Here is a 23,573-nt window from a genome sequence, read left to right as displayed (position 1 = left end):
GCAGCTCTTAGTGAGGCAGCTCCTATGAAGTCGGACAAGCTCCGTGTCGTCGTCGCCGAGGACTCCCCCACCGCCCGCCGGCTGCTGGTGGAGATCCTCCGGGGAGACCCCACCCACGCCTTCGAGGTGGTGGGCGAGGCCCGGGATGGCGTGGAAGCCCTGGACATGACCCGGCGCCTGCGGCCGGACCTGGTCACCATGGACATCCAGATGCCGAACATGGACGGCCTGGAGGCCACCAAGCGCATCATGACGGAGGTGCCCACCCCCGTGGTGGTGGTGAGCACGCTCGTGGAGCGCGACATCCAGACGTCCATGGCGGCCCTGCGCTCCGGGGCGCTCGCGGTGTTGCAGAAGCTCGTGGGCCCCCAGGCCCCGGACTTCGACGACGAGGCGCGGCGCCTGCGCGACACGGTGAAGGCCATGGCCGAGGTGAAGGTCATCCGCCACTGGCCCACGCGCGATGGCGCGCCCACCGTGCGCGCCCCCGTGTCCACCGCGCGCCGGGGCAAGCCGGAGATCATCGTCATCGCCGCCTCCACCGGCGGCCCCGCCGCCCTGCACCGCATCCTCTCCGAGCTCCCGGCCAACTTCCCCCTGCCCATCCTCGTGGTGCAGCACATCGCCCTGGGCTTCGCCAAGGGCATGGCCACCTGGCTGCACAGCGTGTGCCCCATGGAGGTGAAGGTGGCCGAGGACGGCGAGCCCCTCAGGCCGGGCGTCGTCTACATCGCGCCGGACGACCGGCACCTGGGCGTGCGGCCCGACAGGCTCGTGGAGGTGACGAACGCGGCCCCCGTGGGCGGCTTCCGGCCCTCGGGCACGTGGTTGTTCCGCTCGGCCGCCCGGGTGTTCGGCTCGGCCACCACCGCCGTGGTGCTCACGGGCATGGGCCAGGACGGCCTGGACGGGCTCCGGGAGGTGCACGAGATCGGCGGCTGGGTGCTCGCCCAGGACGAGGCCACCAGCGTCGTCTACGGCATGCCCGGCGTGGCGGTGAGCGCGGGGGTCACCGACGACGTGCTCGCCCTCGGGGATTTCTCCCGCCGCTTCCGCGAGCTCGCGGGGCTCGAGACCCGGAGCGAGTAGCGCGCGAAACAACAAGCGGCACCGGGGAGAGGGGGGTTGCCGATCCAACAGACCGGCTCTATCTCCCACGCGACGTCTGCCTGACGACTCCGTCCGCACTGGACGGAACCCCGCTCGCGTGAAATGAACTCCTTCTCCCCCTCGTTGATCGCGGCCCGCCCCATGAGCCTCCCGCCCTCCGGATTCGAACTGGCCTTCAAGGCCCAACCGGAACCCGCCTACATCCTGGATGAGGCGGGTCGGGTGCTGGCGTGCAGCGATGCGGGCGCCACCGTGCTGGGCATGCCCGCCGAGCTGCTGCTCGGGCAGCCCTGGGCCCGTCTGGCCCCGGTGCTCGAGGACGGGGTCCGCCTGGAATCCGGCTGCGGCCAGGCCCTGTCCGCCCCGCTCCCTTATTCGGTGGACGCGCTCTGGCCGGCCGCCGGGGGCCCCCGCGCCCACACCTTCACCTTCATGGCCATGCGCGAGGCGCTCAAGCCGCCGCGCGTCCTCGTGCAGGTGCGGCCGCTCACCGAGGCGGAGACGGTCTACGCGCGCGCCCTGGGCCTGGAGCAGGCCGCGCGCGCCGAGGTCGAGGCCGCCGAGCGCCGCCAGTCCTTCCTCTATCAGGCGATGACGACGCTCTTCGCCCACGCGCCCGACCCCCAGGGCATGTACACGCTGCTGGCCCACCTGGCGGTGCCGGACCTGGCCGACTGGTGCCTGGTGGACGCGGTGGAGCAGGGGCCGTGGGTGTCGCGCATGGCCGTGGCCCACCTGGATCCCACCCAGGCCGAGTCCGCGCGCGCGCTCGCCTCGCGCGTGGAGCGGCGCCCGGCGCTCGTGGGCATGCTGCGGGTGCTGCAGACGGGCGAGCCGGAGCTGGTGTCGGCGGTGACGGACTCGCTCCTGCGCGCCGCCGCGAGCGAGCCCGAGCACCCGGAGCTGCTGCAGCGGCTGCAGGCGCGCTCGTACATGATCGTCCCGCTCAAGGCGCGCGGCCACACGCTGGGCGCGGTGACGTTCGTCTCCAGCACCTCGGGGCGGCGCTACGGCCCGAGCGACCTGGCGCTGGCCGAGGACCTGTGCGTGCGCGCGAGCCTCGCCATCGACAACGCGCGGCTGTTCGGCGAGTCGCGCCGGGCCACGCGCGCGCGCGAGGACCTGCTCGCGGTGGTGTCGCACGACCTGAAGAACCCGCTGGGCGTGGTGCAGCTCGCCTCGGCGCTGCTGCTACGCGGCGCGCAGGGCAAGCCCGGCGCCGAGCAGGTGCAGAAGCAGGCCGGGCGCATCCAGTCCGCGGGCGAGCGCATGGCGCGGCTCATCTCTGACCTGCTCGACTGGGGCCGCATCGAGGCGGGCGGCCTGCCGCTGGAGCCCAGCGTGCAGGACGTGGCGTCGCTGGCGCACGAGGCGCTCGAGAGCGTGCGGCCGCTGGCCGAGGCGCGCGGGCTCAAGGTGGTGGCGGAGCTGCCCGAGGGCGACGTGCGGGTGCAGTGCGACCGCACGCGCGTGCTCCAGGTGCTCGGCAACCTCCTGGGCAACGCCGTGAAGTTCACCCCCGAGGGTGGGGAGCTCACGGTGGGCGCGCGGCTGAGCCGCGGCGAGGTGCACATGTGGGTGCGCGACACGGGCGCGGGCATCCGCCCCGAGGCCCTGCCCCACGTCTTCGAGCGCTACTGGCAGGCCAAGGAGGCGGAGAGCCGGGGCACGGGCCTGGGGCTCTACATCGCCAAGGGCATCGTCCAGGCGCACGGCGGCCGCATCTGGGCGCAGAGCGAGTGGGGCCAGGGGAGCACCTTCTCCTTCACCCTGCCCGCGGTGAGCCACGGGGCGCGCTCCGGCAACTATCCCGCCGTCTGAGCCGCCCCTCGGCCGGATATACTCGCGCGCCCTCATGCGCGCGCGCTCCGTCCCCGTCCCCGCCTCCGTCCTGGCCCTGCTCGTGGCCCTCGCGCCTCCGGGCGCCTCCGCCGCCGCGCCCCGGGCGCTGCCCGCCGTGCAGGTGCGCGGCGAGGTGGGCGTGCTCTCCAGCGGCCTGACGGACGTGGGCCCGGGCTGGGCGGACACCTTCGCCGCCCAGGCCCTCTCGGGCCACGTGCTGCTCGGCGGCCTCACCCTGGAAGCGGACGTGCTGTCGCTGCTGCCGGTGCACGCGGGGGGCGCGGGCGCGAGCCTCTCGCTCATCCCCCGCGTGGGCTACACCGGCGAGCGCTGGAGCCTCGTGGCCGGCCCCGTGCTGGGCCTCGGCTACACGGCCCGCCCCCGGCTCCAGGTGCTGCCCTCCCTGCGGGTGCTGCGGCACGTGGGGCCTGTCACCGTGCACGCGGGCCTCCTGGACTTCCATGGCCTCGTGCCCGCGCACCTGGGCGTGTCGTGGAAGCAGGTGGGGCTCGCCTGGGTGGCGCCGCTCGGGGCGCGTGCCTGGGCCCGGCTGCCCCTGTCCTCCGACGTGGCGCTGCGGCTGGAGGGCTACGCCTTCCGCCTCGCGGGCACCCAGTCCGCCTGGCTCTCCCTGGGAATGGACGTGTCGCCATGAACGCGCGGGTCGTCGTCGTCGCACTGGTGCTGCTCGCGGGCTGCGAGCGGCGGCCCTCCTTCGAGGAGGCCACCATCAACGCCACGCCCGTGGGCAAGGGCCTGCCGCGCGGCTTCCTCCTGGGCACCGCCACCGCCAGCCACCAGGTGGAGGGCGGCAACACCAACGACTGGGCGGACTGGGAGCGCACGCGCTACCCGGACGGCCGGCCCCACATCCACGAGGAGACGCGGTCCGGCCCCGCCACCGACTCGTGGAACCGCTTCGCCGAGGACGTGAACCTCATGCGGCGGCTGGGCACCAACGCCTACCGCTTCAGCGTGGAGTGGAGCCGCCTGGAGCCCGAGCCGGGCGTCTGGAACACCGAGGCGCTCGAGCGCTACCGCCAGTGGGCGCGCCTCTTGCGCGCCGCGGGCATCGAGCCCGTGGTGACGCTGCACCACTTCACCCTGCCGCGCTGGGTGGCCGCCCAGGGCGGCTGGGAGAACCCCGCCACGGTGGACGCCTTCGAGCGCTTCTCGGGCCGCATGGCCGAGGCGCTCGGCGCCGAGGTGGACTGGTGGTGCACCCTCAACGAGCCCAACGTGCTCGTCGTCTTCGGCTACCTGGAGGGCACCTGGCCCCCGGGCCAGCAGGACCCGCGCGCCATGGCCACCGCGCTCGCCCACCTCCTGGAGGCCCATGCCCGCTCCGCGCGCCAGCTGCGCGCGCGGGACACCACGGACGCGGACGGCGACGGACGTGCCACGTGGATCGGCCTCGCACACCACGTGCGGGTCTTCCAGCCCGCCACCGGCGCCCCCAGTGACTCCATCGTCACGGGCCTCACCGACGCCTTCTTCAACGAGAGCCTGCCGTCCGCCCTGCGCACCGGCCACGTGTCGCTCGTCGTCCCCGGCTCCGTGTCCCTGCAGCGCGACGTGCCCGGCCTGAAGGACTCGGTGGACTGGCTCGGCATCAACTACTACACGCGCGACCACGTGCGGCAGGACGCCTCCCCCTCCTTCTCGCACAAATACGTACCCGCCGGCCGCCCCACCAATGACCTGGGTTGGGACATCTACCCCGAGGGGCTCTACCTCTTCCTCAAGCGCTATGCCGCGCTGGGCGTGCCGCTGGTGGTGACGGAGAACGGCCTGGATGATCGCACGGGTGAGCGTCGGCCCTACTTCCTGCGCAGCCACCTCTACGCCGTGGAGCGCGCGGTGGCCGAGGGCGTGCCGGTGCACGGCTACTTCCACTGGAGTCTGCTCGACAACTTCGAGTGGTCCGAGGGCTACGCGCCCCGCTTCGGACTGTTCCGCGTGGAGCGGGACTTCGGCCTGACGCGTCGGGACACGCCCGCGGTGGAAACCTTCCGCGAAGTGGCGCGCAACCTGGGGCTCACCCCCACTCCTTGATAGCGGGAGCGCGAAAATCTCAGTAAGAACGAGGAGCACAGGAGCGACACCATGGGCGTGATCCAGTTCATCGACGAGTTCCGCGAACTTCACACCAAGGCACGGCGGGGGAAACTGGAAGTGGGTGAGCGGCCCGCCTACATGGCCGCACGCGAGCAGTTCGCCCGGGCGTTGCTCAACGCCCAGGGACTGATGCTCGACGGGGCCGAGGCGCGTCGCCACTACCGCGTGGCGCACCAGCTGCCGCTGGAGCTGCAGATGGCCTACGGCAACGTGTGGACGAACACGCTGGACCTGTCGGCCGGTGGCTTCTCCGTGATGCTGCCGCACGCGGTGGACGTCAACGAGCGGCCCAGCGCGCTGCTCTACCTGCCGGACGGCACGACGCTGGCGGGCGTGGTGCGCGTGGTGTCCCAGTTCCAGCGCGCCGACAAGCACCGCGCCTCGTTCGCCTTCCTGGACCTGACCGAGCGCGAGTGCGAGCTGCTCGAGGGCTTCCTCATCGACTTCGCCCTGGAACGGGTGGGCATCACTCCTCCGTGAAGCGAGGAGCGAGCCGATGAGCGCCAACCGGTGGGTGGAGCATTTCCGGCAGCTGCATACCCGCGCGCGCAAGAACCAGCTCGACGCGAGTGAGCAGCGCGAGTACCAGGCGGCGCGCGAGTACTTCGCCCGGGCGCTCACGGCGGCCCAGGGCCTGAGCGTGCCGGAGAACCAGTCCGCGCGGCGCATGTTCCGCGTCGCCCAGGGGCTGCAGGTGGACCTGACGTTCCAGACGGGCCCCTTGCGCGCCATGACGTTGGACGTGTCGGTGGGGGGCTTCTCGGTGCTCATGCACAAGCCGCCGCCGGAGGACGAGCAGCCGGAGTTCTCGCTGCGTCTGCCGGGCATCCAGGAGCCCATCGTGGCCCGGGCCCGTCAGGTGTCGGTGCAGCGCAAGATCGCCACCCACCGGGTGTCCTTCTCCATCGAGGGCCTGGAGGCCAAGGACGCCGAGCGGCTGGAGACGGCGCTGTTCGACCTGGCGCTCGAGCGCATCAAGTAGACGGGCGCGCGTAGATGTTGGGCGCCACGCAGCGCACGCCGCCCGTGCCGCCGGTGAGGCTCTCGGCATGGCCGAGGAAGAGGTGGCCCGTGGGCCTGAGCCGGGCGAGCAGCGCCGAGAGGGTGCGCGCGCGCGCCGGGGCGGCGAAGTAGATGAGCACGTTGCGGCAGAAGACGAGCTCGAAGGGCCCCGGGGGCCAGCCGCGCTCGTCGTTGAGGTTGACCTGGGCGAAGCGCAGCACGTCGCGCACCTCGGGCCCCGCCTTCATCCACCCCTCCTGGGAGCGCGTGCCCTTGAGCATGAAGGCGCGCAGGAGCGGCGGCGGAATCCGCCCGGCCTTCTCCACGGGCCACAGCCCCTCGCGCGCGCGCGCCAGGGCCCAGGTGGACAGGTCCGTGGCCAGCACCTCCACGTCCCAGCCCGACTCCGGGGGAAAGCGCTCGAGCAGCAGCATCGCCAGCGAGTAGGGCTCCTCGCCCGTCGAGCACCCCGCGCTCCACACCCGCACGCGCCGCGCCATGCGGCCCCGCTCCGCCCGCCGCGTCCACTCGGGGAAGACGTGCTCGCGCAGGAACTCGAAGTGCGCCGGCTCGCGGAAGAACTGCGTCTCGTTCGTGCAGAGGCAGTCGAGCATCCGCGTGCGCTCCGCCTCCTGGCCCCGCGTGGTGACGAGTGCGTGGTAGGCGTCGAAGGACGGCAGGCCCAGGGCCCGCACCCGGTGCGACAGCCGGCTCACGAGCAGCGCCTGTTTGGTGGGGCCCAGGTGGAGGCCCGCCACGTCCTCCACCAGGGACTGGAAGAGGGCGAACTCCCGCGAGGAGAGCGGCAGCGGACCCAGGTCCTTCACGTCCCGACACCGGCGAGCGCGCCCAGCAGCTCGCGCGTGGACAGCACCCGGTCCAGGTCCAGCAGGAGGATGAACGTCTGCTCGCGCCGGCCCAGGCCCCGCAGGAAGTCCACGGGCGCGCGCGTGCCGAAGGTGGGCGGCGGCTCGATGTCCTCCGGGCCCAGGTCGAGCACCTCGTTGACCGTGTCGGCCAGCACGCCGATCGCCGTGGGCTCGCCCTCCAGCAGCACCTCGACGATGACGAAGCAGGTCCAGCGGGTGAGGGGGCGCGGCTCCAGGCCGAAGCGCACCGCCAGGTCCACCACCGGCACCACCCGGCCCCGCAGGCTGATGACGCCCAGCACCGTGGGCGGCATGCCCGGCACCCGGGTGATGGGCACGTGCTCGATGATCTCCCGGATGCGCAGCAGCTCGATGGCATACGTCTCGCCCGCCAGCGAGAAGCCCAGGAACTGCGACACCCGCGCGGGCTCCCGGGGCGCGCGTGAGAGGGGGCTCATGACAGGTTCCTCCGGGAGGTCGGGCGCGGCGCGGGGGCCTCGGGCGGGGGCGGCGCGGGCGCCACCGGCTCGTCCCGCCACGCCACCGCCACGTCCCGCACCCGGCGGCCCCAGTCCAGCTCCCGGCGCGCCGAGTCACCCGTCAGCTTGAAGAACAACATCATGCGGCGCAGGGACTCGGCCTGGGCCGCCAGCTCCTCCGCCGTCGACGACAGCTCCTCGGCCGCCGAGGCGTTGCGCTGCGTCACCTGGTCCACCTGCTCCATCGCCCGGCTGATCTGCACCACCCCGGCCGCCTGCTCCCGCATCACCTCGGACTGGTGCTGCATCAGCTCCGCCGTCTTGCGGATGGAGGGCACCAGCTCCTCCAGCAGCGAGCCCGAGCGCTCGGCCACCTTCACGCTGCGCTTGGCCAACGTCCCTATCTCCTTGGCCGCCTTCTGGCTGCGCTCGGCCAGCTTCCTCACCTCCGAGGCCACCACCGCGAAGCCCCGCCCGTGCTCCCCCGCCCTCGCCGCCTCCACCGCCGCGTTGAGCGCCAGCAGGTTGGTCTGGTAGGCGATCTCCTCCACGATGCCGATGCGCTCGGCGATGTCCTCCATCGCCTCCACCGTCTCCTTCACCGCCTGGCCGCTCTGCACCGCCTCCTCCGCGCCCCGCACCGCCAGCACCTCCAACTGCCGCCCCGTCTCCGCGTTCTGCCGGATGGTGTTGCTCAGCTGCTCCAGGCTCGTGGTCGTCTCCTCCACCGACGCCGCCTGCGTGCTCGTGCCCTGCGACAGCGCCTGCGCCGCCGATGACACCTGCAGCGACGCCCCCGACAGCGAGCCCACCGCGCCCCGCACCTCGCTCAGCACCCCCACGAACCGCTCCACCATGTCCCGCATGGCGGCCATCATCCGCCCCACCTCGTCCGCGCTCCGCACCTCCACGCGCGCCGTGAGGTCTCCCGAGGCGAGCGTGGCCGTGAGGCCCATCACCTCGCGCAGGGGGCGCACGATGCCGCGGCTCAACGACCAGGCGAGCACGATCGCCATCAACGGACCCAGGAGCGCGGCGGTGCCCAGCATCCGGTAGACCGCGCGCCGCATCGCATCGCGGGACGCCTCGGTGCGCTCCCGGACCAGCGCGTTCTCCCGTTCGAGCAGCGCCTGCTTCTCCTGGATCGCCGCGAAGAGGCGTCGCCCCTTGCCGAGCTTCACGTAGTCCACGAGCGCCTGGGGCGGACCCCGGCCCGCGTCCAGGTCCCGGCGCAGCGACACCTGGTGGTCGAGGTGGGGGACGAACTCGCGCTCGAACAGGTCCACCAACTGGCGCAGGTGCGCCAGGGCCTCGGGGTCGAGCACCGCGCGCGCCTCCACCTGCGCGACGAGCTCGAGGACGCGTCCGCGCAGCGTGTCCTGCGTTGCGAGGAACGCCTCGTCCCCGGAGAGGGAGAAGCCCCGGACGCGGTCCTCCATCTCCAGCAGCGTGGCGCGCAGGGCTTGCAGATCGGCCAGGTGCTTGAGCGCGCTCTGGCTCTCGTCCGAGGCGCGCGCCAGCCGGGTCACGAAGAAGTAGGAGTTGCCCATCAACACGAACAGCACGAGGACGAGCAGCGAGATGCCGAACCACAGCTTCCGGGAAATATCGAGATGAACGGGCATGGATGAAGCGCGGCTCAGAAACGTTTGAAGTCCCCGTCCGAGCTCACCACGGCGCGCTCGGGGACCTCGGGAAAGGAAGAAGAAAGAGCGACCGGCGCCGGTGTCCCCTCACGCACCAGGGCGCTCACGTTCGCCTCCAGGGCGGCCCCGCGCGCGGGATCCCACTCCCGCCCGTCGCCGGCCCGCCCCTCGTCCAGCTTGAAGAACAACATCATGCGGCGCAGGGACTCGGCCTGGGCCGCCAGCTCCTCCGCCGTCGACGACAGCTCCTCGGCCGCCGAGGCGTTGCGCTGCGTCACCTGGTCCACCTGCTCCATCGCCCGGCTGATCTGCACCACCCCGGCCGCCTGCTCCCGCATCACCTCGGACTGGTGCTGCATCAACTCCGCCGTCTTGCGGATGGAGGGCACCAGCTCCTCCAGCAGCGAGCCCGAGCGCTCGGCCACCTTCACGCTGCGCTTGGCCAACGTCCCTATCTCCTTGGCCGCCTTCTGGCTGCGCTCGGCCAGCTTCCTCACCTCCGAGGCCACCACCGCGAAGCCCCGCCCGTGCTCCCCCGCCCTCGCCGCCTCCACCGCCGCGTTGAGCGCCAACAGGTTGGTCTGGTAGGCGATCTCCTCCACGATGCCGATGCGCTCGGCGATGTCCTCCATCGCCTCCACCGTCTCCTTCACCGCCTGGCCGCTCTGCACCGCCTCCTCCGCGCCCCGCACCGCCAGCACCTCCAACTGCCGCCCCGTCTCCGCGTTCTGCCGGATGGTGTTGCTCAGCTGCTCCAGGCTCGTGGTCGTCTCCTCCACCGACGCCGCCTGCGTGCTCGTGCCCTGCGACAGCGCCTGCGCCGCCGATGACACCTGCAGCGACGCCCCCGACAGCGAGCCCACCGCGCCCCGCACCTCGCTCAGCACCCCCACGAACCGCTCCACCATGTCCCGCAGGCCCAGGAGCACCCGCGCCGTCTCGTCCCGCCCGCGCACCACCACGGGCCGGGTGAGGTCCCCCGAGGCGAGCGCGGCGGTGAGCTCCATGGCCTCGCGCAGAGGGCGCACGATGCCCCGCGACAGCACGAGCGTGAGCACGAGCATGGCCAGGGGTCCGACCACGCCCACCACCAGCAAGAGCTTGCGCACGAGCCCCACCCGTCCGGAGAACTCCGCCACGAAGGCCTCGTGGATGCGCCGCTCCTCCTCGAGCACGTCGTCCAGCGCGCGCCCCTGGGCCTCGAGCAGCGGACGTCCGGTGTCCTCGCGCACGTGGCGGAAGAGCGCCTCCAGCGAGCCGCGGCCCGCGTCCGCCTCGCGGCGCAGCGACTCCAGGCGCTCCAGGTGCGTGAGGAAGGCGCCGTGGTACGCGTCGCGCACCCGCGTGAGCGCCGCCTGCGCCCGGGGGCTGTCCCGCGTGGTCTCGCGCAGCAGCTCCAGGGACTCGCCGAACTCCAGGCGCCGCGCGGCCAGGGGCTCGAGCCAGGACGCCTCGCCGCTCAGGGCGAAGCCCTGGGTGCGGGCCTCCAGCGCCAGCAGGGCGCCGCGCATGGCGGACAGGCGCAGCTGGTTGTCGCGGAAGCGGTCGTAGCCGTTCTCCGCCGACAGGGACACGAAGGCGAAATAGCTGGCCCAGGTGAGGCCGGTGAGCGCGATGACGACGCTGCCCAACCCGAACAGCAGCCTGCGGGAGATGGTGATGTTCTCGAGCATGGTCTTCTCTACCGTCGGGGACGGGTGGCGGAGCGCAGCAGCGAGGGAACGTCCAACACGAGACCCACGCGGCCATCGCCGAGCAGGGTGGAGCCCGACACCCCGGGCAGGTGGCGGAAGAGGGGGCCCAGGGGCTTGAGGACACACGGGCCCTCGCCGTACAGCGCGTCCACCACCAGCCCCGCGCGCGTGCCGCCCTCGCTGAGCACGACGACGCTCTCGCGCCCGTCCGGCGCGCCCGCCACGCCCAGCGCCTCGCGCAGCCGCAGGAAGGGCAGCCCCCGGCCGCGCAGGTTCAACACGCCGCTGCCCCCCAGGCCCTGGCTCTCCGAGGGCAGGGCGAGGCACTCCTGCACCGCGTCCAGGGGCAGCACGTACGTCTCCGCGCCCACGCCCACGGCGAAGCCCTGGATGGTGGCCAGCGTCAGGGGCACCCGCAGCGTCACCGTGGTGCCCTGGCCGGGCGTGCTGCGCACGGACACCTGCCCGCGCAGCGCGCGCACGCTCTGGCGCACCACGTCCATGCCCACCCCGCGCCCCGACAGCTCCGTCACCGCGTCCGCCGTGGACAGCCCGGGCAGGAAGACGAGCTCCTCCAGCGCCTCCACCGTCAAGAGCTCGGGCTCCAGTCCGAAGGCGCGGGCCCGCGCGCGCAGCCGCTCGTGGTCCAGCCCCCGGCCGTCGTCGGCCAGCTCCACGAGCAGCACGCCCGGCTCGTGCCAGGCGCGCAGGCGCAGCGAGCCACAGGCCTCCTTGCCGAGCGCGCGCCGCTCGTCCGGCGTCTCCAGGCCATGGTCCACGGCGTTGCGCACCAGGTGCAGCAGGGGCTCGCGCAGGCCCTCCACGAGCGCCGTGTCCACCTCCACGTCCTCGCCCTCCAGCACGAGCCGCGCCCACTTGCGCCGCACGCGGGTGAGGTCACGCACCGTGCGCAGGTGTTGGCGGAACAGGGGGCCCACCGGCACCATGCGCACGTGCATCACCTCCTCGCGCAGCGCCTCGTGCAGCCGGTCCGACTCCTCGTGCACCGCGCGCGCCTGCTCGGCCTCGCCCAGCGCCAGCATGCGCGCGAGCCGCGCGTGGGCGATGGCCAGCTCGCCGGTGAGCGTGGCGATGCGGTCCAGCTTGTCCACGTCCACGCGCAGCGTGCGGCCGCGCCGGCCCGTCGCGGGCAGCTCCTCCAGGTGCGGGGCCTGGGCGGGCCGCGCCACCTCCAGGCGCAGCACGTCGCAGCACGCGCGCATCCGCTCGAGCAGCGCCTCGTGCGCCGCGTCCGCCAGCTCCTGCCCGGTGAGGATGCCCGCCATCAGCGCGCGCAGCCGGTCCACCGCGCTCAACAGCAGCGTCACGTGCTCGTCCACCACGGGCAGCCGCCGCACCAGCAAGAGCTCGAGCACGTCCTCCAGGAGGTGCGCCACGTCCGACATGCCGGAGAAGCTCAACGCCACCGCGGCGCCCTTGACGGTGTGGGCGGCGCGGAAGATGGACCGCAGCCGCTCCTCGTCCGGGTGCTCCTCCAGCGCGACGAGCGCCTCCTCGATCTCCGACAGGAGGTCACCCACCTCCTCCGCGAAGGTGGCGAGCAGGGACTCTCGCTCCAGTTCCACGCGCCATCCTCTCCCCCACCCTCGCGGGGGCGGGGACGGGGCTACCGGGCAGGAGTATCACCCGGATCTGGGGGCTCCTAATTACCGGCGGGGCCGCCGGGCCGCACGGCCACCAGCCAGACACGGTGGCCCGGGACTGCACACCCGTGAAGCGCGCTGCACACTCCGCGCCCCGCCTCCCGAGGGCGTCCGAGGGCGCGCGCCTGGGCCGCGGTCTTGCATTGCCCTCCCGGCATGAATCGCACCCAGGTCCCCTTGCTGTTCACCCTCGTGTCGCTCCTCGTCCTGCCCCAGGCGGGTGTCGCCGCCCCCTCCCTCGTCGGCCCCGACGCCGCCACGCCCCGGGCGGCGCGCCTGCTGGCCCCCGCGCCCGAGGCGGGCCCGGCCGGTGCCCCCGCGGTGGAAGAGGCGCAGGGCTCCGGACGTGTGCCGGCGGAGCTGGGCCTGGGCCTGCTGGTGGGCGCGGTGGGCGGCGTGGTGGGCTACATCGGCCCGGGCGGCGCCGCGTGCTCCAGCAGTGGCACGGGGCTGTCCGGCTGCGTCACGGGGTTGCTCATCGGAACCCTCGCGGGTGTGGGCGTGGGCGTGTCCGCGGGCGTCACCTGGGGCGGCATGCTCTCGGATGGCCAGGGCGAGTGGTTCACGGGCGCGCTGCCCGGCATGCTGGTGGGCGCCGCGGTGGGCAGCGGCGCGGGGCTCATCGCGGACAACGCCCTCGTCGCCCTGATCGCCGCGCCGCCGCTGATGCTCGTGGGCGCCTCCATCGGCTACGAGCTGTCCCACAAGGCCCACGTGTCCGCCCAGCGCGTCCAGCCCCTGGTGAGCGTCACCCCGCGCGGCGCCACCTTCGGCCTCATGGGCCACTTCTGAGGCCCCGGCCGCCCTCCCCTTGCGTCCCCTTCTCGCGCTCTTCCTCAGAGGCCCTCGCCATGAACCGCGTCTTCTCGCCCTCCGTCCTGCTCCTCGTGCTCGTGCTCACCCTGCCCCGGGTGGGGGCCGCCGCGCCCTCGCTGCTCGGCCCGGAGGCGGCGCCGTCCCGCTCGGCGCGCCTGCTGTCGACGTCCAGTGAGGCCTCTCCGGAGGACCTCCCCGTGGTGGGCATGCAGGACGTGAAGGACACCGGCCAGGTGCTCACGGAGGTGGTCCTGGGCGCGGTGGGCGGCGCGGTGGGGCTCGCCGCGGGCTACGCGGTCGGCCTCGGCGTGTTCTACACGCTGTGTGGACCCAGCGACATCGAGGCCTGCTTCACGACGGGCGTCGTCACCACGCTGCTGGGCGGGGCCCTGGGCGTGAGCGGAGGCGTCACCCTGGGCGGCGCGCTCGTGGGCCGACAGGGCCACTGGCTCACGGGCGGGCTGCCCGGCGCGCTGGTGGGCGGCGCCGCGGGCGTGGGCCTGGGCCTGGCCATCACGGAGCAGGGCGACAGCCGCTTCACCATGCTCCTCGTGGCGCCGCCCCTGATGTTGCTCGGCGCCCTCATCGGCCATGAAATCTCCCACGCCGCCCTCCTGGAGGAGCAGCGGCTGCAGCCCGTGGTGAGCGTCACCCCGCGCGGCGCCACCTTCGGCCTCGCGGGCCGGTTCTGAGCCGTCCGGACCCATACCGCGGGCGAAAAGCGGCGCCCGGGCGCGCACTAGGCGACACTTGCTCGGGCACCCGGCCCCCCATCCCCGGCGCGCGACGTCCCGACGGGGTGCTAAGAACCGGGGCAGATTGATTTCCGCAATTCACGGAAAGGCCCGCTCATGACGCTCGCCCGCCGCGAGGCGCCCCATGGCTCCTGGAAGTCCCCCATCACCGCCGAGCTGCTCGCCGCCCACACGCTGAGCCTGGGCGAGGTGGCGGTGGATGGGGATGACGTGTACTGGCTGGAGTCGCGCCCGGGAGAGGCGGGGCGCAACACCATCGTGCGGCGCACGGCGGATGGGACGCTGACGGACGTGCTGCCCACGCCGGTGGAGGGCCGCGCGAGCTACAGCGCCCGCGGGCTCGTGTATGGCCAGGGCGGCGGCTCGTTCGCCGTGTCCGAGGGCCTGGTCGTCTTCGTCAACCACGCGCGCGGGGGCGCGCACCCGGACCAGCGCCTCTACCGCGTCAACCCGGGCCGCACCCCGGTGGCGCTCACCCCGGACACGGGCGGCAAGCACCGCTACGGGGACCTGAGCATCGACCGGGCGCGCAACCGCGTGCTGTGCGTGCGCGAGGACTGGCGCAACCTCCAGGAGGGCCAGCCGCGCATCGCGCTCGTGGCGGTGGACATCGACGGCCAGAAGCAGACGGTGCTCGCGCAGGGCCGGGACTTCTACTCCTCGCCGGTGCTCAGCCCCAACGGCCGGCGCATGGCGTGGCTCGCGTGGGACGCGCCCAGCATGCCCTGGGACGGGTGCGAGCTGTGGGTGGCGGACGTGGACGAGGAGGGCCTCTTGCACCACGCGCGGCTCGTCGCCGGCGGCTCCACCGAGTCCATCTTCCAGCCCGAGTGGAGCCCCCAGGGCGAGCTGTACTTCGTGAGCGACCGCAACAACTGGTGGAACCTCTACCGGTTGCAGGGGCGCAGCGTGGTGCCGGTGCTCGAGCACAAGGCGGAGTTCGGCGCGGCGCAGTGGTGCCTGGGCATGTCCACCTACTGCTTCGTGTCGCCGCGCCACGTGGTGTGCGCCTTCAACGAGCAGGGCCAGTGGAGGCTCGGGCGGCTGGACGTGGTGCTCGGCCAGTTCTCCGAGCTGGAGACGCCCTACACGGACATCCGTCAGGTGCGCGGCGGCTTCGCCACGGCCTACTTCGTGGGCGGCGGGCCGGACGAGTCCGCCAGCGTGGTGCGGCTGGACATGGAGTCCAGCAAGACGCACGTCGTCAAGGCCGCGGGCCCGGTGCCCGAGGAGCTGCGCCCCTACCTGTCGCGCCCCGAGCCCCTGCACTACCCCACCAGCGAGCTGGGCGAGGCCCATGCCTGGTACTACCCGCCCACCCACCCCGGCTTCCAGGGCCCAGCGGGCGAGAAGCCGCCCCTGCTCCTGGTGAGCCACGGCGGCCCCACGGGCTCGGCCTCCACGCAGCTGGACTGGACGGTGCAGTACTTCACCAGCCGGGGCTTCGGCGTGGTGGACGTCAACCACCGGGGCAGCACCGGCTACGGCCGCGAGTACCGCCTGTCGCTCTACGGCAACTGGGGCGTCATGGACGTGGACGACCTGGCCAACGCCGCGCTGCGCCTGGTGCAGAACGGCAAGGCGGACGCCAAGCGGCTCATCGCGCGGGGCTCGGGCAGCGCCGGCTACACCACCCTGTCCCTGCTCGCCTTCCGCGACATCCTGCGCTGCGGCACGAGCATCGCGAGCATCGCCCACCTGGACACCCTGCTCGACAGCTCCAACAAGCTCGAGGCGCACTACCTCGACCAGGTGCTCGGGCCCCAGCCGGAGTTCAAGCAACTGCTGCAGGACCGCTCGCCCGGCGTGCACATCGACAACATCAAGCGCAGCCCCCTGCTCTTCATCCAGGGCCTCAAGGACACGCGCGTGCCGCCGCAACAGACGGATGACCTCGTGCGCAGGCTGCGCGCCAACGGCGTGCCCACCGCGCTGCTGCTGCTGGAGGGCGAGACCCTGGCGCCCCAGGAGCCCGCGGCGCTCGCCCGCGCCCTGGAGACCGAGTTCGCCTTCTACGTCCGGGTGATGGGCCTGGGCGTGGCCGAGCCGCTCGTGCCCGTGGCCCTGGAGCCCGAGGCCGCCGCCCGGCGCTGAGCCCCTGTCCAGGGAGCGGGCGGGCATACGGGCCCACCGCTCCCCGCCAGGAGGCACAGCCCTGTCGGCCATTGTGGGTGGAACTGGGAATAAGCAGCTTGCCAGGGATGCCAGCCACCATGTCAGCCAACAGTGTGTCGCCGTGGGAGTGGGGCCTGTTCGGGGTCATCGTCGTGGCGATGCTGCTCGTGGACCTGCTCGCCCACCGCAAGACCCAGCACGAGTCGCGCAAACGCGCCTATGCCTGGAGCGCGGCGTGGATCGGCGTGGGGCTGGCGTTCGCGGGTTTCGTCGCGGTGAGGCACGGGGGCACGGCGGCGCAGGAGTACCTGGGCGCCTACCTCATCGAGAAGAGCCTGAGCCTGGACAACCTGTTCGTCTTCCTCGTCATCTTCTCCAGCCTCAACGTGCCCGAGGACAGCCAGCGGCGGGTGCTCTTCTGGGGCATCCTCGGCGCGCTCGGCTTCCGGGCCCTGTTCATCTTCCTGGGCCTGCAGGCGCTCGAGCGCTGGCACTGGGTCGTCTACGTGTTCGCGGCGCTCCTGCTCGTGGCGGCCGTGCGCGTGGCGCGCAGCCCCCCCAACAAACCCTCCGAGGGGAAGAACAAGCTGGTGGGCTTCCTGGAGAAGCACCTGCCGGTGACGCGCGAGTTCGACGGCAAGCGATTCTTCGTGCGCGAGGACGGCCACTGGCGCGCCACGCCGCTCCTGCTCGCGCTCATCACCATCGAGCTGTCGGACGTGGCGTTCGCCATCGACTCGGTGCCGGCGGCCATGTCGGTGAGCCGCAACATGTTCGTCGTGTACACCTCCAACATCCTCGCCATCCTCGGCCTGCGCGCGCTCTACATCGCCCTGGCCAAGACGGTGCACGCGCTGCGCTACCTGCACTGGGGGCTCGCCGCGGTGCTGGCGTTCGCCGCGGCGAAGATGCTCCTGTCGCACTGGGTGGAGGTGCCCCCCCTGCTCTCGGTCGCCATCATCGTGGTGCTCATCGGCGCCTCGGTGGCGTGGAGCCTCCGGTACAAGGCCCGGCATCCCCAGGCCCCCGCGTCCCAGCGCTCCGAGCCCCGGCCTCCCGCGCCCGGCGGCCGCCGGGAGGCCCGGGCCTGAGCGGCGCTACCCGGAGACGTCCCGCCGCCGGGTGGCGCTCCGGCTGAGCAGCACGAGCAGCGCCATCCAGCCCAGCCCCGCGGGCGTCCCCATCCCCGCGCCACAGCCGCACCCCGCCTCGGGCGTCGGCTCCGGCTTGGGCTCCGGAACGACGACCGGCGGCGCCTCGCGCGGGGCCACCCGCACCTGGAAGTCGCAGGTGGAGGCGTGGCCCGCCTCGTCCGTGGCCGTGACCGTCACCCGCGTCGTGCCCACGGGGAAGTGCGCGCCCGCGGGGTGGCTGTAGGCCAGCACGGGCTCGGAGCCCAGGTCCGTCGCGGTGGCCGCCGGGTAGTCCACGGACACTCCGCCCTCGGGCGCGTCGCGCACCTCGACGTCCGCCGGGCAGGTGAGCACGGGCGCGGTGGTGTCCCGCACGGTGACGGTGAAGGCGCAGGTGTCCTCGCGACCCAGGCCATCGCGCACCCCGGCGGAGACGGGGCTCGTGCCCAGGGGGAAGCGCGTCCCCGAGTCCTGGGTATAGAAGAGCACGAGCGGCTCGGTCCCCGTGGCGGTCGCGGGCGGGTACTCGACGGTGGCGCTCCGGGGCGCATTGGCCTCGGCCACCACGTCCGCGGGACACGTCACCTCGGGCGCGGGCGGCAGGCGCACCGTCACCGTGAACGCGCACTCGGACAGATTGCCCGCCAGGTCCCGGGCGACGGCCCTCACCCGCGTGGTGCCCACGTTGAAGTGCGTCCCCGAGGATGGCACGTAGCCGATGGACACGGGGGACACCGCGTCGGTGGCCGTGGCGGGCGGATAGGTGACGAGGGCGCCCGCGGTGCTCGTGGCGTCCACGGTGAGCGACTCGGGGCAGACGAGCGTGGGCGGCGTGGTGTCCTCCACGGTGACGAAGAAGCCGCACGAGGCCTCCCGGCCCAGTCCGTCGCGCGCCGTGGCGGTGGCGGCGGTGAGGCCCAGGGCGAAGCGCGACCCGGACGCCGGGCGGGACGTCACCGTGAGCGGCTCGGTGCCCGAGCCGGTGGCGGGCGGATACGTCACGAGCGCGCCGTCGGCGTCCGTGGCCTCGGCCACCACGTCCGAGGGACAGGTGACTTGGGGCTCGGGCGGCAGGGTCACGGTCACCGGGAACTGGCAGGTGGACGTGTTGCCCGCCGCGTCCGTGGCCCGCACCGAGACGTCCGTGGTGCCCACCGGGAAGCGGCTGCCCGAGGGCGGCGTGGCCTCCAGCGTCACGGCGGACACCGCGTCACTGGCCGTCGCGGACGGATAGGTGACGAGCGCGCCATCCAGGCCCGTGGCCTCCACCTCGCGCGCCGCGGGGCACACGAGCGTGGGCGCGGTGGTGTCGCTCACGGTGACAGCGAAGGCACAGGACCGGGTCTCGCCCGCGCCGTCGGTGACCGTGGCCGTGACGGAGGTGGGGCCCAGGGGGAAGTCCGTCCCGGACGCCTGGCTGTACGTCACCGCGAGCGGCGGCCGACCCGTGGCGGTGGCCGGCGGGTAGTCGACGCGGGCGCCCGCGGCGCTCGTGGCCTCGGCCACCACGTCCGAGGGACAGGTGATGCCGGGCGGCGGGTACTCGCACGTGCCCGAGCCACAGGTGCCGCCCTCGCAGGCGGTGGCGCAGCAGACGCCCTCCACGCACTGGCCACTCTCGCACTCCGCCGCGCCCGCGCAGGCCTCTCCATCCGGGACGATCACGCCCCGCCACAGCACGACACGCTGGGTCCGCGTGACCGTGTCCGTGGGCGCCGCCGCGAAGAGGTAGCGGCCCGGCCCCGACGCCGCGGCGGGGGGCGGCGTGGAGAACGAGACGCCCGGGGCAATGAGGAAGCCCGTGCCATCCAGCGCGGTGCCCTCCGGCTTCAACCGCAGGCCATTGAGGCGGACCGAGCCGCTCCGGGTGTCCGACCACACCAGCAGGTAGTTCCTCCCATCGAAGAGGAGCGAGGACACGTTCTGGAGGCTGGGCTCGAGGAGCAGCGCGAGCCCCGCCGGATCGAGCACCTGGCCCGTGGCGGCCTCCACCCGGCTCCCATAGAAATCGCCCGTGCCCGTGCGCTGGTCGCGCCAGGCCACCAGGAAGCGGGTGCCATCGGAGGCCACGACCGGATCCGTCCGGTAGGTCGAACCGGTGGAGATCGCCAGGCCCGCGGGATCCAGCACCTCGCCGTCCGCCGCTCTGATCCGCGCGCCATAGATTTCATTGCGGCCCGCGCGCGCGTCCAGCCAGGTCACGAAGAACGAGCCCGCGCCAAACGCGACCGCGGGGGAGTTCTGGGTCCCAGAAGCCCCCGAGACGAGGAGGGCGGACGCGTCCAGCACCTGGCCATCCGAGGGCCGCAGCCGCACGCCGTACACGTTGGTGTCGTTGGTGACGCGCTGGTCGGTCCAGGCCACGAAGTAGTGCCCGCCGCCGAAAGCCAACCGCGGCGCGCCGATGAGACTCTGGGTGCCGGAGATGGGGAGGGCCGTGGGATCGAGCACGACGCCATCGGCGCCCCGCACGCGCGCGCCTTGAATGCTCGAGCCGACGTTCCACGCCACGAGGAAGTCGGCGCCATCGGACACCACCTGGGGCGAGGTCTTCACGGCGGCGGTCGTGGAGAGGGGGATGGCCGTGGTGTCGAGCGGCTGGCCGTCCACCCCGAGCCGCACGCCGTAGAGGTCCTCACCGCTGGCGCGCTGGCGCGAGTCCAGCCATGCCACGAGGTACTTGCCCCCGCCCCAGGCCACGACGGGCGAGGACTGGCGGTTGGCCTGCGCGGACAGCAGCGTCCCCGCGGGCTCGAGCAGGCCCAGGTCCGAGGGGCGCACGCGCGCGCCGTAGATGTTCTGGGACGCATCGCTGGACTCGCGGCGCATCCAGGCCAGCAGGTAGTGCGTCCCGTCGAAGGCCAGCGCGGGCGAATAGGCCCCGCTCGTGGAGGATTTGGCGAGCACCACGGGCGAGGGCTCCACCACGGCCCCCGCGGTCGTCACCCGCCGGGCGTGGAGCTCGTACAGGGAGCCGACCATGCTCTGCCACGCCACCAGGAACTGGGTGCCATCGGTGCCCACGGCCACCTCGGCGGGCTTGTCCGAGGAGGACGCGATGAGGAGGCCCGAGGGGTCGAGCACCGCGCCATCCGAGGCCCGCACCCGCGAGCCGTAGAGGCCGGTGGAGGTGGTGAGACGGGTGTCGGACCACACCACGAGGAAGTGACCCGAGGTGAAGGCGATGGCGGGCGCGTTCTGGATGTCGGCGGCGGTGGAGATGAGCAGGGGGGAGGAATCGAGAATCAAGCCGCTGGCGGCCCGGAACCGCACACCCTGGATGTCCTGATTCCGGGTGCCGGTCCCGACCGTCACGGACCAGGCCACGAGGAACTGGGACTCATCGGCGGCCACCGCGAGATCGCCCTGGGCGGCCATGGCCTTGGTGGAGAGGGTCGAGGTGCCCAGCACGACCCCATCCGAGAGCCGCACCCGCGCGGAGAGGATGCCCGACGACTCACCCCACACCACGGCGCACACGTCCGTGCCGCAGGCGGCGGCGGGCGAGTGCGCGGTGGAGCCGCTGATCGAGAACTTCACCGGCGCGGCGTCGAGCACCTGGCCGGTGGAGGCCCGCACGCGCGTGCGGTAGATGCCCCCATTCAACTGCCGCCAGGCCACCAGGAAGACGCCGCCCTGGGCCGCCACGGTGGGCTGGTGTTCCTCCACGGAGCTGGAGGCCAGGACGATGCCCGTGGGGTCGAGCACCGCGCCATCCGAGGCCCGCACGCGCGTGCCGACGATGTCGCGCTGGGTGCCCACGAGGACGTCCCACACCACGAGCAGGGTTCCCTCCGCATGGGCCGTCACGGGGGCCGCCTCATTGAGCGAGGTTGGCGCGAAGACGGGCGTGTCCGGACGGATCTCCGGGGAGAGGAGGGGCGCCAGGCGCGCGGGCCACGTGGACGACTCCAGCACCGCCTCCGGCACGACGAGGCGCAGCGCGCCCTCCGTGTACTCGGTCCGCACGGCGGTCTCCACGCCCCGGGCATCCACCCAGGTGGCCTGGCCGTAGCGCACGCCCAGTCCCGTGGCCGGGTCCGTGAAGTGCTGCCCGCCCGCGGTCTCGCCCGCGTACGCGAGCCCCGCCACCACCACCCGCACCTCCAGGTCACCCGCGCCCCGGGGCTTGCCAGCCAGCTCCCAGCGCTGCGCGAGCCCGCCGTCGGCGTTCTCCAGCACCTCCACCACCGCGCCCCGGTCCAGGGCGAGCGCGCCGTCCTCGCGCACCGTGGTCCGGACGGCGCTCGTCAGGGCCTGTCCACCCCGGGCGAGGGACGCGGTGCGCAACACCAGGGCCTCCGCGGACAGGGCGGCCTGACGCGCCGCGAAGCGCACCGTGCCCTCGGGCGCGACCTGGACCGCGTAGGTCCCCTGCATGCTCGAGAAGCGGCCTGACTCGGAGTGGAACGTCCGGGTCACCCGGCGGATGACGGCCTGGACATCGAAGGACGGCGAGACACTCTCGGCCGGCGCGGGCGCCGTGACGTCCGGCTCGGGCGTGGTGGAGGAACAGGCGAAGAGGAACCCCGCCGCGAGCGCGGCGAGGCGGGACGGCACGGAAAAGCGAGGCATGACGGGGGAGGATAGACCTCTTCGGTGCCTCCCGCGCGCGCGCGGAAATCCGTACGGACAGTGTGTATGTGTCTTCGAGGGGCGGGTGACGCGCGGCCCGTACCCAGCCAATCGGGCAGACGTGCCGACCCAACAAAGCGCTTGTGGGTGGACCCGCGCGCCTCTGACTATATCCGGCACCGTGATCGCGCCTTCCGCCAGGGAGTCCTTCGTCAAGGAACTCCAGACCATCAAGAGCCAGTTGGAGTCCACCCCAGGCGAAGAGGATCTCCGCCACCTCCAGAAGATGAGCCGGTGGGGTCGGCTGAGCGCGGTGCTGGGGTATGCGACCGCCTGGCTGGCGCCCAACCCCCTCAGCGCGTGGCTCATCGCCCAGGGCATGACGGCGCGCTGGACGATCGTGGCCCACCACGTGCTGCACCGGGGCTACGAGCGCGTGGCCCAGGCCCCGGACGGCGCGCGGGAGAAGACCTTCGCCCGGGGCTGGCGCCGCGCCATCGACTGGCTGGATTGGATCCACCCCCAGGCGTGGAGCCACGAGCACAACGTCCTGCACCACGGGCACACCGGCGAGACGAAGGATCCCGACCTGGTGGAGCGGCGCATGAAGTGGCTGCGCACCTCCCGGATTCCCATGGCGCTGCGCTACGTGATCGTGGCGATCCTGGCGTGCACCTGGCGGTTGACCTACTACGCGCCCAGCACCTTCCTGGAATGGCGGTGGGCCAAGAAGCGCCTGCCGGAGATGGACGACGAGGACGGGCCCTTCTGGATGCACAAGGCCTTCGACCCGCGCACGGCCGACGGGCGGGCCTTCTGGTGGATGTGCCTGCTGCCCTACGCCAGCGTCCGGTTCGTGCTCGCGCCCCTGCTGTTCCTGCCCCTGGGCCGCGCGGCGGCGCTCGCGGTCCTGTTCAACTCGCTGCTCGCCGAGGTCTTCGCCAACCTCCAGAGCTTCGTGCTCATCGCCCCCAATCACGCGGGCGAGGACATCTACCGCTTCGAGGAGCGCACCCAGGGCCGCGCGGACTACTGCGTCCGGCAGATCCTGGGCTCCACGAACTACACGACGGGAGGCGACGTGCTGGCCTTCCTGCACGGTGGGCTCAACTACCAGATCGAGCACCACCTGTGGCCGGGGCTGTCCCTGCTCCAGTTGCAGCGCTCGCAGGCCCGGGTCCAGGCGCTGTGCGAGCGCTACGGCCTGCCCTACGTGCAGGAGAACGTCTTTCGCCGCACGCGCAAGGCGGTCCACATCATGGTGGGCCGCCACTCGATGCTGCGCCTGGAGGGCGCGGCGGAAGAGGACCGCGCACGCCTGGGACGCGTCGGGACCTAGCTCGCCTTGGCGCGCTGGGTGGCGCGGGCGCGCTTGACCTGCGTGCGGCCCGTGCGCTTGGGCGCGGCGGCGCGCTTCTTCGCCTTGGCGGTGGCACGGCTCGGGGCGCGCTTCTTGGCGGGCGTGTCGCTCGCCGCCGCGCGGGCCGCCTTGCGCGTGCGGCGTTTGGCCGGGGCCGACTTCGCCTTCGCGCGGGCCTTCTTGCTCACGCGGGCGGAAGAGCGGGTGCTGGCGCGGCGGCGCTTGGGCGCCGCCTTCTCGGAGGAGCCCGCGGAGGCCGGGGCCTCGGGCTCGGTGTGCGCGGCGCGGAGGGAGGGCGACGCGTGGTCGGAAGACGTCTCGGGTTGCTCCTGGCGCGCACGGTCGACGGTCTGCTTGTCCGGCATTTCCCTGGTCCTTTCGTGGGGCGGGGAAGA

The 23,573-nt window shown here is 73.1% G+C and carries 18 protein-coding genes; 11 read left to right on the top strand and 7 right to left on the bottom strand.

Features of this window, described 5'->3' with window-relative positions; all coding sequences use genetic code 11:
• The first annotated feature begins 24 nt into the window (after positions 1 to 24).
• The 6 genes from cheB (at position 25) to I3V78_RS05630 (ending at position 6,052) form a co-directional block, all read left to right on the top strand.
• Positions 25 to 1,089 (top strand): chemotaxis-specific protein-glutamate methyltransferase CheB, encoded by a 1,065-nt coding sequence (cheB, locus tag I3V78_RS05655; protein ID WP_204485289.1) that lies wholly within the window; start codon positions 25 to 27, stop codon positions 1,087 to 1,089.
• A 162-nt stretch (positions 1,090 to 1,251) separates the two neighbouring features.
• Positions 1,252 to 2,931, top strand: a complete 1,680-nt coding sequence (locus tag I3V78_RS05650; RefSeq protein WP_204496509.1) for an ATP-binding protein — start codon at positions 1,252 to 1,254, stop codon at positions 2,929 to 2,931.
• A 34-nt stretch (positions 2,932 to 2,965) separates the two neighbouring features.
• On the top strand, positions 2,966 to 3,607 hold the full coding sequence (locus I3V78_RS05645) for a hypothetical protein (RefSeq protein WP_204485288.1): 642 nt from the start codon (positions 2,966 to 2,968) through the stop codon (positions 3,605 to 3,607).
• Complete coding sequence (locus I3V78_RS05640) at positions 3,604 to 5,007, top strand: glycoside hydrolase family 1 protein (protein WP_204485287.1); 1,404 nt, start codon at positions 3,604 to 3,606, stop codon at positions 5,005 to 5,007. The genes I3V78_RS05645 and I3V78_RS05640 overlap by 4 nt, the downstream gene beginning before the upstream one ends.
• A 51-nt stretch (positions 5,008 to 5,058) precedes the next feature.
• Positions 5,059 to 5,550 carry a PilZ domain-containing protein gene (locus I3V78_RS05635; protein ID WP_204485286.1) on the top strand — a complete coding sequence of 164 codons (492 nt, stop codon included), beginning with the start codon at positions 5,059 to 5,061 and terminating at the stop codon, positions 5,548 to 5,550.
• A 16-nt stretch (positions 5,551 to 5,566) separates the two neighbouring features.
• On the top strand, positions 5,567 to 6,052 hold the full coding sequence (locus I3V78_RS05630) for a PilZ domain-containing protein (RefSeq protein WP_204485285.1): 486 nt from the start codon (positions 5,567 to 5,569) through the stop codon (positions 6,050 to 6,052).
• Here I3V78_RS05630 and I3V78_RS05625 read toward each other — a convergent pair.
• The 5 genes from I3V78_RS05625 to I3V78_RS05605 are packed head-to-tail and all read right to left on the bottom strand — an operon-like array spanning position 6,045 to position 12,346.
• On the bottom strand, positions 6,045 to 6,899 hold the full coding sequence (locus tag I3V78_RS05625) for a CheR family methyltransferase (protein WP_204485284.1): 855 nt from the start codon (positions 6,897 to 6,899) through the stop codon (positions 6,045 to 6,047). The genes I3V78_RS05630 and I3V78_RS05625 overlap by 8 nt on opposite strands.
• Positions 6,896 to 7,399, bottom strand: coding sequence for a chemotaxis protein CheW (locus I3V78_RS05620; protein ID WP_204485283.1), 504 nt, complete (start codon positions 7,397 to 7,399; stop codon positions 6,896 to 6,898). Before I3V78_RS05620 ends, I3V78_RS05625 begins: the two co-directional genes overlap by 4 nt.
• Positions 7,396 to 9,045: a methyl-accepting chemotaxis protein gene (locus I3V78_RS05615; protein ID WP_204485282.1), complete on the bottom strand. Its 1,650-nt coding sequence runs from the start codon at positions 9,043 to 9,045 to the stop codon at positions 7,396 to 7,398. Before I3V78_RS05615 ends, I3V78_RS05620 begins: the two co-directional genes overlap by 4 nt.
• Before the next feature lie 14 nt (positions 9,046 to 9,059).
• Positions 9,060 to 10,739 (bottom strand): methyl-accepting chemotaxis protein, encoded by a 1,680-nt coding sequence (locus I3V78_RS05610; RefSeq protein WP_204485281.1) that lies wholly within the window; start codon positions 10,737 to 10,739, stop codon positions 9,060 to 9,062.
• Between the two features lie 8 nt (positions 10,740 to 10,747).
• A complete protein-coding gene (locus I3V78_RS05605) occupies positions 10,748 to 12,346 on the bottom strand; it encodes a chemotaxis protein CheW (RefSeq protein ID WP_204485280.1) in 1,599 nt (532 codons plus the stop codon).
• A 234-nt stretch (positions 12,347 to 12,580) separates the two neighbouring features.
• Between I3V78_RS05605 and I3V78_RS05600 the strand changes: the two genes are divergently transcribed.
• From I3V78_RS05600 to I3V78_RS05585, 4 genes are all read left to right on the top strand, one after another.
• Positions 12,581 to 13,216, top strand: coding sequence for a hypothetical protein (locus I3V78_RS05600; RefSeq protein WP_204485279.1), 636 nt, complete (start codon positions 12,581 to 12,583; stop codon positions 13,214 to 13,216).
• Positions 13,217 to 13,275: 59 nt separating this feature from the next.
• Entirely contained in the window at positions 13,276 to 13,932 is a 657-nt protein-coding gene (locus I3V78_RS05595; protein ID WP_204485278.1) for a hypothetical protein, read from the top strand.
• Between the two features lie 159 nt (positions 13,933 to 14,091).
• Complete coding sequence (locus tag I3V78_RS05590) at positions 14,092 to 16,089, top strand: S9 family peptidase (RefSeq protein ID WP_204485277.1); 1,998 nt, start codon at positions 14,092 to 14,094, stop codon at positions 16,087 to 16,089.
• A 119-nt stretch (positions 16,090 to 16,208) separates the two neighbouring features.
• Positions 16,209 to 17,201, top strand: a complete 993-nt coding sequence (locus tag I3V78_RS05585; RefSeq protein ID WP_204485276.1) for a TerC/Alx family metal homeostasis membrane protein — start codon at positions 16,209 to 16,211, stop codon at positions 17,199 to 17,201.
• 6 nt (positions 17,202 to 17,207) lie between these two features.
• Here I3V78_RS05585 and I3V78_RS39825 read toward each other — a convergent pair whose 3' ends face one another.
• On the bottom strand, positions 17,208 to 21,818 hold the full coding sequence (locus tag I3V78_RS39825; RefSeq protein ID WP_204485275.1) for an HYR domain-containing protein: 4,611 nt from the start codon (positions 21,816 to 21,818) through the stop codon (positions 17,208 to 17,210).
• Between the two features lie 181 nt (positions 21,819 to 21,999).
• Between I3V78_RS39825 and I3V78_RS05575 the strand changes: the two genes are divergently transcribed.
• A complete protein-coding gene (locus tag I3V78_RS05575; RefSeq protein WP_338023472.1) occupies positions 22,000 to 23,157 on the top strand; it encodes a fatty acid desaturase family protein in 1,158 nt (385 codons plus the stop codon).
• On the opposite strand, the gene I3V78_RS05570 is transcribed toward I3V78_RS05575, so the two are convergent.
• Entirely contained in the window at positions 23,154 to 23,543 is a 390-nt protein-coding gene (locus I3V78_RS05570) for a hypothetical protein (RefSeq protein WP_204485273.1), read from the bottom strand. The genes I3V78_RS05575 and I3V78_RS05570 overlap by 4 nt on opposite strands.
• Positions 23,544 to 23,573 lie beyond the last annotated feature (30 nt).

It is taken from the genome of Archangium primigenium, from assembly GCF_016904885.1.
GTDB classification, from domain to species: Bacteria; Myxococcota; Myxococcia; order Myxococcales; family Myxococcaceae; genus Cystobacter; species Cystobacter primigenius.
This window is presented reverse-complemented; position numbering and strand designations above follow the sequence as displayed.

Excerpts from the sequence above, each read along its gene's own strand:
- cheB (WP_204485289.1), top strand. The coding sequence starts at position 25 with ATGAAGTCGGACAAGCTCCGTGTCGTCGTCGCCGAGGACTCCCCCACC.
- I3V78_RS05650 (WP_204496509.1), top strand. The coding sequence starts at position 1,252 with ATGAGCCTCCCGCCCTCCGGATTCGAACTGGCCTTCAAGGCCCAACCG.
- I3V78_RS05645 (WP_204485288.1), top strand. The coding sequence starts at position 2,966 with ATGCGCGCGCGCTCCGTCCCCGTCCCCGCCTCCGTCCTGGCCCTGCTC.
- I3V78_RS05640 (WP_204485287.1), top strand. The coding sequence starts at position 3,604 with ATGAACGCGCGGGTCGTCGTCGTCGCACTGGTGCTGCTCGCGGGCTGC.
- I3V78_RS05635 (WP_204485286.1), top strand. The coding sequence starts at position 5,059 with ATGGGCGTGATCCAGTTCATCGACGAGTTCCGCGAACTTCACACCAAG.
- I3V78_RS05630 (WP_204485285.1), top strand. The coding sequence starts at position 5,567 with ATGAGCGCCAACCGGTGGGTGGAGCATTTCCGGCAGCTGCATACCCGC.
- I3V78_RS05620 (WP_204485283.1), bottom strand. The coding sequence starts at position 7,399 with ATGAGCCCCCTCTCACGCGCGCCCCGGGAGCCCGCGCGGGTGTCGCAG.
- I3V78_RS05615 (WP_204485282.1), bottom strand. The coding sequence starts at position 9,045 with ATGCCCGTTCATCTCGATATTTCCCGGAAGCTGTGGTTCGGCATCTCG.
- I3V78_RS05610 (WP_204485281.1), bottom strand. The coding sequence starts at position 10,739 with ATGCTCGAGAACATCACCATCTCCCGCAGGCTGCTGTTCGGGTTGGGC.
- I3V78_RS05600 (WP_204485279.1), top strand. The coding sequence starts at position 12,581 with ATGAATCGCACCCAGGTCCCCTTGCTGTTCACCCTCGTGTCGCTCCTC.
- I3V78_RS05595 (WP_204485278.1), top strand. The coding sequence starts at position 13,276 with ATGAACCGCGTCTTCTCGCCCTCCGTCCTGCTCCTCGTGCTCGTGCTC.
- I3V78_RS05590 (WP_204485277.1), top strand. The coding sequence starts at position 14,092 with ATGACGCTCGCCCGCCGCGAGGCGCCCCATGGCTCCTGGAAGTCCCCC.
- I3V78_RS05585 (WP_204485276.1), top strand. The coding sequence starts at position 16,209 with ATGTCAGCCAACAGTGTGTCGCCGTGGGAGTGGGGCCTGTTCGGGGTC.
- I3V78_RS39825 (WP_204485275.1), bottom strand. The coding sequence starts at position 21,818 with ATGCCTCGCTTTTCCGTGCCGTCCCGCCTCGCCGCGCTCGCGGCGGGG.
- I3V78_RS05570 (WP_204485273.1), bottom strand. The coding sequence starts at position 23,543 with ATGCCGGACAAGCAGACCGTCGACCGTGCGCGCCAGGAGCAACCCGAG.